Origin of the sequence: Neisseria iguanae, from assembly GCF_003013245.1 — a bacterium.
GTDB lineage: Bacteria > Pseudomonadota > Gammaproteobacteria > Burkholderiales > Neisseriaceae > Neisseria > Neisseria iguanae.
In genome coordinates, this window is sequence record NZ_PXYY01000163.1 from 1 (window position 1) to 1,945 (window position 1,945).

General features: G+C 39.7%; 4 protein-coding genes. 2 read left to right on the forward strand and 2 right to left on the reverse strand.

The window, feature by feature from the left end:
* Positions 1-178 precede the first annotated feature (178 nt).
* A complete protein-coding gene (locus C7N83_RS13740) occupies positions 179-421 on the reverse strand; it encodes a hypothetical protein (protein WP_106743271.1) in 243 nt (80 codons plus the stop codon).
* Between the two features lie 122 nt (positions 422-543).
* On the opposite strand from C7N83_RS13740, the gene C7N83_RS13745 reads away from it, so the two are divergent.
* Both C7N83_RS13745 and C7N83_RS13750 read left to right on the forward strand, forming a co-directional pair.
* The gene (locus C7N83_RS13745) at positions 544-726 is read left to right on the forward strand and encodes a hypothetical protein (RefSeq protein WP_106743272.1); all 183 of its coding nucleotides are present in this window, start codon (positions 544-546) and stop codon (positions 724-726) included.
* Between the two features lie 247 nt (positions 727-973).
* Positions 974-1,300 carry a hypothetical protein gene (locus tag C7N83_RS13750; RefSeq protein WP_106743273.1) on the forward strand — a complete coding sequence of 109 codons (327 nt, stop codon included), beginning with the start codon at positions 974-976 and terminating at the stop codon, positions 1,298-1,300.
* A gap of 348 nt (positions 1,301-1,648) precedes the next feature.
* Here C7N83_RS13750 and C7N83_RS13755 read toward each other — a convergent pair.
* On the reverse strand, positions 1,649-1,945 hold a 297-nt coding region (locus C7N83_RS13755), incomplete at its 5' end, for an alpha-isopropylmalate synthase regulatory domain-containing protein (RefSeq protein ID WP_281256783.1).

Consider the following 1,945-nt stretch of genomic DNA (forward strand, 5'->3'; position numbering starts at 1 on the left):
GCAGCACGAGAAGAACCGCGTTTTAAAAGAACTTCAACCAATTTACCTTTGACAACAACAAAATGCTCATAAGCTTCGCTGCAAGCATTTGCTGTTGCTGCAAGTCCCCCCGTGTTACTAGCGGGGGTATCCAAAAAGGTTTCAGAACCGACCAAAGACATAATTTTTCCCCTAAAAATCAACAAAAAACAGAAACACCGCGAACAAGAGAAAGAACAGGAAACCCAACAGGGAGAACGGTATCTTTCAAAACGTAGCCAAACGAAACAAAAGCAGAAGCATAGTTAAGAGCTTCAATAAATGAATGGTCAACGCCGTCACAGGTTAAAAGCTCAAATTCCTTAAAAGCCACTAAATCAGAATCCTTGAAAAGAGAAACCGACCAGACAGAGCCGTCAAATTCTATTTTGCAGGTTTTCATAAAATCCTAACTTTTGAACTATTGAACTCATTCAACAAAATGATACACAAATTGAACTCAATAAGTCAAGAGTTAAATTAACTTTTAACTCAAAAACTAGATAATTAATTAGGAGGTGTGAAATGACACAAAGAGTTACCTATAACATCAACATAGAAAAGAAAATGAAAATCGAACGGCTGGCAATGGAAGCGAGCTTAAAAATCGGAAGAACAGTTAAATGGACGGAGCTAATGGACATCCTTGTGACTGAATTCGGAAAGGATGCGCAAGCTCATTTAATACATAAAGAAGAAAAGAAATGAAATGGCTGAACAGAGCTTATAAAATAATAATACTGATAATATTGCTGTTAATTTACAACGAAGTAACAACAATCAGAAAAAGCATAACAAAGGGAATTGAAATAGAAATAGAGGGGAAAGGGGAAATTGAATTTCAAGAAGTAATACCATGAAATTTAACTACCAAAACAAGGAGCATTTGCTCAAATAGAGAGCAATCGCTCAATCTGATAGGATAACGCCTTATCTTCTTGATAAGGCGTTTTTCATGGGTATTCAATCTCAACTAATAGACCAGTTAAAAGGCCGTCTGTTTTTATCATCTGATTATTCGATAGCGCAAAGATGGCGCGTAGAACCAACCAGAATAAGCCAGTACCGGCGAGAAAGGCTAAGACTACCGATAGATTTCATCATCGACATAGCAACGGAAACAGGACAAAACGCAATAGATTTGATATGCCTGATAGACAAACACAGGAAAATGAAGAAAGGCAAACGGCCAGAAGAAATTACAGCATGGAAGCCGAACGAAAATGTTAGAAGATATGCGCCAGAATGGGTAAAAAGACGGAATTACCACCACAAAAGTTGATTCGTATAATATACATTATGTTAAATTTTAACATGATAAAAATAGCCTGCTTGCCGACCTCTGCATCCATCCTTCCGTACCGCGATGAACAATAATCAGCTCGTTGGTATCGGCACGATGGGAGATATAGCCGTCTGAAAGCGAATTTAGTGTGATATTAGGGTTAATCTAATACAACCCCTTATTAAATTTTATGAAGGCGATGACAGCAAAGCAACCGAACACAGGCAAACTTTTATCCAAATGAATTTTCATAGATTTTCTGTTTTCAGATAGCCTTTAAACATTGAATGGTTGAAAAGGCGATACCGGACTCCTGACAAACTTAAGCCATTAATTTAATTGAATTTAAATTAAGCCACTGCCTTGTGCTTTTTGCTTGGCACGGCCAAATTCGAGTTTGCTCAAAGCCGACAGGTAGGCTTTAGCAGTGGCCACCAAAACATCGGTATCCGCGCCCTGCCCGTTGACCACACGGTCGCCGCGCTGCAGTCGGACTGAAGTTTCTCCTTGGCTTTCGGTGCCTTGGGTAACGGCATTAACCGAATAAATCTGCAAAGTTGATTGGCTTTGAGCCACGCTTTCAATGGCTTTGAAAATCGCATCCACCGGACCTGAGCCGTTGGCCGTAGCGCGGTGTTCCCT